General features: G+C 39.7%; 4 protein-coding genes. All 4 read left to right on the forward strand.

Going from position 1 to position 6534, the window contains the following annotated elements; translation table 11 throughout:
• Positions 1-188 precede the first annotated feature (188 nt).
• From cas5 to Q9291_RS12920, 4 genes are read left to right on the forward strand one after another with little or no spacing between them, the layout of a single operon-like run.
• A complete protein-coding gene (cas5, locus tag Q9291_RS12905; protein WP_306390503.1) occupies positions 189-827 on the forward strand; it encodes a CRISPR-associated protein Cas5 in 639 nt (212 codons plus the stop codon).
• Positions 820-3036, forward strand: coding sequence for a hypothetical protein (locus tag Q9291_RS12910; RefSeq protein WP_306390504.1), 2217 nt, complete (start codon positions 820-822; stop codon positions 3034-3036). The genes cas5 and Q9291_RS12910 overlap by 8 nt, the downstream gene beginning before the upstream one ends.
• Entirely contained in the window at positions 3036-3923 is an 888-nt protein-coding gene (locus tag Q9291_RS12915) for a type I CRISPR-associated protein Cas7 (protein WP_306390505.1), read from the forward strand. Before Q9291_RS12910 ends, Q9291_RS12915 begins: the two co-directional genes overlap by 1 nt.
• Positions 3910-6306, forward strand: a complete 2397-nt coding sequence (locus Q9291_RS12920; protein ID WP_306390506.1) for a DEAD/DEAH box helicase — start codon at positions 3910-3912, stop codon at positions 6304-6306. Before Q9291_RS12915 ends, Q9291_RS12920 begins: the two co-directional genes overlap by 14 nt.
• Positions 6307-6534 lie beyond the last annotated feature (228 nt).

Raw genomic sequence — 6534 nt, forward strand, 5'->3', positions numbered from 1 at the left:
TGGAATCAATTTCTTCAAAGATATATATGGACTGGATACCTGCCTTAATTAGGGAGCTAGGGTTGCTGCCAGCCGATAGGTTTTATGTGCTGTTATTGTATGCAGGAGTTATTGCAATCATCTACAAATATCTAAAGTAGTTCTTACAGGCAATGACTTAGTAACTCACTTTTTATTGGAGCAAGCAAATGACGAAGTATCAAATTTGTTTAGAAATATCAGGAGATTTTGCGATGTGGGCAAGACCGGATACTGGTTCAACGCCTACAAGCTATCCAATTCCCACATGGTCTGCTGCTAAAGGTATTTTTGAATCCATAGCATTTTTAAAAGATGGGCGAGCCTGGATCAACCCAAAGAGAGTTGAGATTTGTAGGAGAGTCGGTAATTCATGTGAGCAAATTGGCTATCAAAAGTATACAAACAACTATCGAGGCCCCCTGCAAAATAATGATGCTGGCGCTTTTCAGTTCTCAACCATCATCCTCTCGGATGTCTGCTATCGACTGTATGCTGATATTGAAAATGGTAGTGGGGTACATCTAAAACATGGTGATAACCCAAGCCATCAGTTACAGGCAATGTTTGAGCGCAGATTGGCAAAAGGTCAATGTTATAAAACGCCCTGTTTAGGTTGGAATGAGTTTGTTGCGAGTTATTGGGGGCCTTTAAGAGAGGGTGTAACCGAAAAAAATGATGAAATACATTTAGATTTAGTTTCAGTATTAAACCAAGTCTTTGATAAGGCCATCGCTGGCGCTTATCAGCCACGTTACCAGAGGGGTTCAGAAGCAAAAATTATCAAGGGGGAGTTTGTTTATGCTTAATGAACTTAAAACCATGCTGGATGGGTTAGAGCATGTTGTTGAAATAGACCAAACGCATAAAGACATTACTAAGGCAGGAGGTAAAGAGTCTATTAGAGTAATACTTGATATTGACTCTGTAGGCGAGGTTTTTATTAATCGCCTTGAATATATGGACGAGAAACATCTTGCTAACGTGTGGGTGTTACGCACCAGTAACCAAGACCAGTTTCCAGCAATCAAACTCACAAAGCCACTGAGACCCTCAGGGAATCAAATTTACAATCTGGCGATTAATTATCGTAAAGAGAGAAATTCAGAGGTTAAAAATAACATAATTAATCAGTTGAACTTGCTCTGCGAGGAAAAAGGATTTCAGCCGCCACAATCGACTGTAATGGAGCAACTGCCACAATTAGCCAGCTTTCTAATCCAACATTACCCAAGTGAGTCCTTATCAGAAATAGAATGGCCAAGAGCATCTTACAGAAATAAGATTTTAGAACGCCTTAATCAGTTGGAAACATCAGAAAGTGATCAGATTCAAGTAGTGGCTGAACTTTATAAACGCTACTCACTATTCACTAGAAATGGAGTAGATTTGCTTAAGTCGCTTGATGAAAAAATTGAGCATACCCTACTTAATGATAGCTTAAGTGCAGTAACGTCACATTTACTATTGAATGCACTATATGGAGCAAAGCTCAAACCCAGTGGTGAGATTGAAGATGCTAACAGAGTACAAATAATTTTAGATTATTTACCTGACAACAACATTGATATTTTCGCTTCAGATTTAGCTAAGCGAAAAAAGTATTTAAGCGATTTTTTGATAGAAAAAGAACGTCAGCAGGTGAACGGTAATCCAGCGACATCCGATTTGGAGTGTCCGATTGTGGGTGTTAGTGCCTCACTTATCAAGGATAAGTTTCCAAGTCTAAATCTTGGTAAAGGTAAACCCGTAAGTCAAATCAAACCATACTCAAAATTTGATGCCAATGGAGAAAAACTTACTGTTCGGCGATATGGAAAATCTGGTGTCGAGAGTTACACAATTGATAAAGGATTCTCCCAAAAGTTTGATGGGTTATTTCAAAAGCTGACCGCTGAAAAAATGAAAGACCAGACATGGAAGGCGATACCTTCAGAAAAGTCTGGAAAAAATGATTTATTAATTGCTTACTGTCGAAACGACTTAAACCTGCCAGCAACCCAATTTGTTACACAAGTAGAAGATATGGATGACTATCAGAGTCGAACACAGGATTTGCTTGGTCTGTTGAACAACGGCAGTTTGAAACCGGATGCGCTGGTGGACTTTGTAGTAATCAGAAAAGTCGATAAAGCCAATCAAAGAGTGGTTTATTCAAATACATGCTCCTTAAATCAACTCATAAAAGCGGCCCAATCATGGAGAGATGCATGTGCAAATGCTCCATATTTCACATTAGCTACTCTGGGAAAAGACAAAAAAAGACACAACAGTAAGCCCTACGCGATTGCACCAGACCAATTAACAGCTTTATCAAAACAAGTTTTTGACTCAAATGGAGAAGTTTCAAAGGGGGAAGTGCCAGCAATCAGCTTCAATGAGAGTATGCGCATCTTTTTTTACCAGGATGATTTTAGTAAAAGAATTGCTGCACATAGCCTGAAAAAAATCACCGCCCAAACGCAAAAGTTATTTGCCTTTTGCGCAGAATCGAAAAGCTTGGGCTCAAAAGAAAAAGTACCGATAGACGCCAATTCTTATGCCTTGAGAATGACTACTTTAATGGCCGTTTTGTTATTCAGAATCAATAGAAGAAAAGAGGATTACATGAGTGAGCTTTCTTTCAAATTGGGACAATACTGTTCAGCAATGAATGAGTTGCATATAGGTTATTGTCGTGTTGTTAGAAAAGGAAGTATGCCTACTACATTAATTGGCAGTGCGGCATATTCGATTGCATTACATAGCCCTCTCAAAGCCTTGGAATATATCGCCTTGAGGTTAAAGCCATATGAAAATTGGGCTAGAACTATGCATGCAGAGGGTAAAAAGGACGACTCCTTATATGCATTCTATTGGATTCAGCGTGATGCTAAGGAGCTTAGAGAAGCACTTTTAAAACCCAAAAGCACTGACTCAAATACGCATCAAGCAGAACTGATGCTTGGTTATCTTGCAGGTAGACCATATGAAAAATCTGAGAATCAATCTAATTCAACTCAAGAGGGGAACAAATAATGAACGCACCTTTTAATCGTCATGCAGGTTTAATTGTTGTGGAAGTAACAATGTCCAATCCTAACGGTGACCCCGATATGGAATCTGAACCAAGAGTACGTGAGTTGGATGGTTTGGGTATGATCTCTCCTGTTTCTGTAAAACGTAAATATCGTGATTTGGTAGATAGCCCTGCATTTATGGAACAGGCAAATGCAAATTTAAGTTTCAGCGGTGAAAACCAATTTCAAATTCTGGAGAAACGTGGCCGCGATAGAAAAGAAATTTCAAGTCTGAAAAAGGATGAATTTATCAAACGCTATTGGGATGCCAGACTCTTTGGCAATACATTTTTAGAAGGTATAGAAGGCGATAAAGAGTTAGAAAAACGCAAAAAGGAAGGTGAGCTAGAGCATTTGATAAACACTGGTGTTTTACAAATTGGTGTCGGACTATCGGTTGCGCCAGTCAGAATTGAGCGTATGACTTATACCAATAAATCAGGCGTTGAAGGAGACAAGGACAGAGGCATGGCACCGCTTGCTTACCGTGCGGTAGCGCATGGCATTTATTGCATTCCGTTTTTTGTGAACCCCAGTGTTGCTACTAAAACAGGGGCTACAAGCGAAGATTTAGAGTTGTTCAAATTTATAACCCCCTATTTGTATGAACATACGACCTCTGCGATTCGTCCGCAGATTTCTATCTTGCATGCGTGGTGTGCAGAGCATAAAAATGTACTGGGCTCTTGTCCAGAATACTTGCTGATGGATGCGCTTAAACCGAAGCTGAAGGCAGGAGTAGAAAGTCCGTCTAGCCGGACTGATTACGATATTCCAACCTTGGCCGATATTGGTGATTTAAAAGATAGATTCAAAAACATCGTTGATCTCAATGACCTTATCTGATTTTATTGCGCATACCCCGCCCGAACATGATGCCGGGCGGGAACCGCATTATTACCCTATTCATATTTCAGAAATGCTGGAATATGGTTTGCCATTGTTTGAGTGTTTATTACGTTATACCAGCTTCGATGGCGCAACCAAACAACGTTTATTAAACACCTATAAAGCTGCAATCATGTTGCATGATATGGGCAAGCTGGATGATGATAACCAAGCTGTCTTTAGCGGCAAGTCTAAAGGTCGGCTGCCAGTTGACCATATAGATGCTGGCATTGCGATTGCAAATGAAATGCTAAACGAGTTGTTAGCATGGGTGATTCGTGGGCATCATGCGCCAGGCTTACCAAGCAAAACCGATGAAAAAAACTTTCGTAGAAAAATCAAACAAAATACAGATACATCGTATGACAAAGACTTTTATTTACTTCGCGGTAAGAGGCATCATCGAGACGGTGACTCGCAATCAAAAGAGCATTTTGAGGCGCATTTAAAAACCATTGAATTAACCGAGCGCAGGTTATCGGAATATAAACATCGTCAGCTAGCATGTTGTGGTGAATTCCCGATTTTAGAATGCAAGCTACCACAAGAAGGTATCACCGCCAGAATTTTACTTTCCTGTCTGGTTGAAGCTGACCATACAAGCTCTGCAAATTATCATGAAAATATCCAGATGAAGCGTTTCGAGTTGCCAGCACTCAGATGGCAGGAACGGCTCGATTGTTTGAACGAGTATGTTAATGGCCTTGATAAAACGCCTTATGCACAAAAAACGGTTCGTAATCAAATAAGACATGATTTCTACCAAGAGTGCATAGGTCAGAGTTTGAGCGATGAAAAAGTCTACATGTGCTCTGCACCGGTTGGTTTGGGAAAAACAACATCAGTCACTGCCTTTTTGTTGCGAAAAGCAATACAACAGGATGCTTCAAGACTGTTCATTATTGCGCCGTTTACCAACATTATTTCCCAGACCGTGCTAACACTCAAAAAATCAATTTTACTTAATGGTGAAGATGCAGAAAGAGTTATTGCTGAATGTCATCACAAAGTTGAGTTTAGTAGTAAGGAGATGCGCCAATACTCAACAAACTGGCAAGCCCCAATTGTAGTAACGACTGCTGTTCAATTTTTTGAAACACTGGCAAGTGCACAACCGACTACACTTAGAAAGTTACATGGTTTGGTCGGTGCTGTTATCTTTATTGATGAATCACATGCTTGTTTGCCCCCAAAGTTGCTAAAGACAACATGGAATTTATTGAAGCTTTTCTCAGAACAGTGGGGCTGTCAGATAGTTTTTTCCTCTGGCTCCATGGTTGAGTATTGGAACGACGACTTCTTTGTAGGGGATATAAAAAAACAGATTCCAGATATTCTTTCCAGTGGCATATCTAATCGTGTGGGTGAGATTGAGAAAGCGCGTGTTTCATTCGAGAGGATTGAGCAAGCCATTACTAAAACAGATTTAATCCAAAAAATTACTAATTCAATTCATCAGTTACCAAAAGAAAAACCCTCGGTACTCGTGATCGTAAATACTGTTCAAAGTGCAGCATATTTTGCACATAGTTTGGCTGTAACTTGTCAGCAGCAGGAAAAAACACCTATTCGCCAAAGAAAAGTTCTGCATTTATCCACAGGACTGGCGCCAATGGATAGAGATAATATTCTTGCTGAAATACTCAGAAGACAGGAGACATCAGAATGGGACAACACACCTTGGTTTCTTGTAGCAACAAGTTGTGTTGAAGCTGGTGTTGATATTGACTTCGCAGTTGGTTATCGAGAAAGATGCTCTGTGTCGAGTTTCTTACAAACTGCTGGACGAATAAACAGGCATGGTAAAAGATTGTCTGGAGTACTCTATGATTTTGGTTTTATACATGATGAAGAAATTTTAAGGCATCCAAGTTTTGAGGATAGTTCAGCTATTTTTAATCAGCTTTGGGATGATTTACAGAGTCAAAATAATAGTTTCACTGAACTGACAACAACAGCTTTGAGGAAGGAGTTTAGTCGAAGTAAACAAAATCAAGAGTTCGCCGAGACTTTGTTCCAAAATGAGTTTAAAAACAACTTTCAACAGGTCTATCGAGAGTTTAAAGTTATTAATGCAAATACTGCTACAGTGGTTGTGAATGCCTCTGTTGTTGAGGCATTGGAAAGAGGTTACGCAGACTGGAGGCTAGTGCAGAAGCATTCAGTGCAATTATGGTTTAATAAAATTGGAAAGCTCGAATTAAAGAAAATTCGTGGATGCGAAAATGATGAAGTCTATTCATGGATTGACAGTTATGAGTATGATGACTTTCTTGGTATTTATAGTGGGCTTATAAAGCCCATGCAAATCTTTAAAAACTGTGGCGGCGTTATCAATTGAAGAAGTTTTTATTTATCAATAAAGGATTGCTATGTCTCTTACACTCAACCAAAAAATCGAGATGACTGAAACCCTTTGGGATAGCATTTATCAAGAGGCGCAGCAGTTACCTAGAGGTGGCCCCGTTTAGTTGGACAGAATCTTTGAAGTTTTAAGTGAAATATCTTGCGATTCTGTTTAAGCTGCCTTGGGTGTTGCGGGCAGGTGTTTAAAGTAAAACTCATCCGG

Source organism: Methylophilus aquaticus (assembly GCF_030769565.1).
GTDB lineage: Bacteria > Pseudomonadota > Gammaproteobacteria > Burkholderiales > Methylophilaceae > Methylophilus > Methylophilus aquaticus.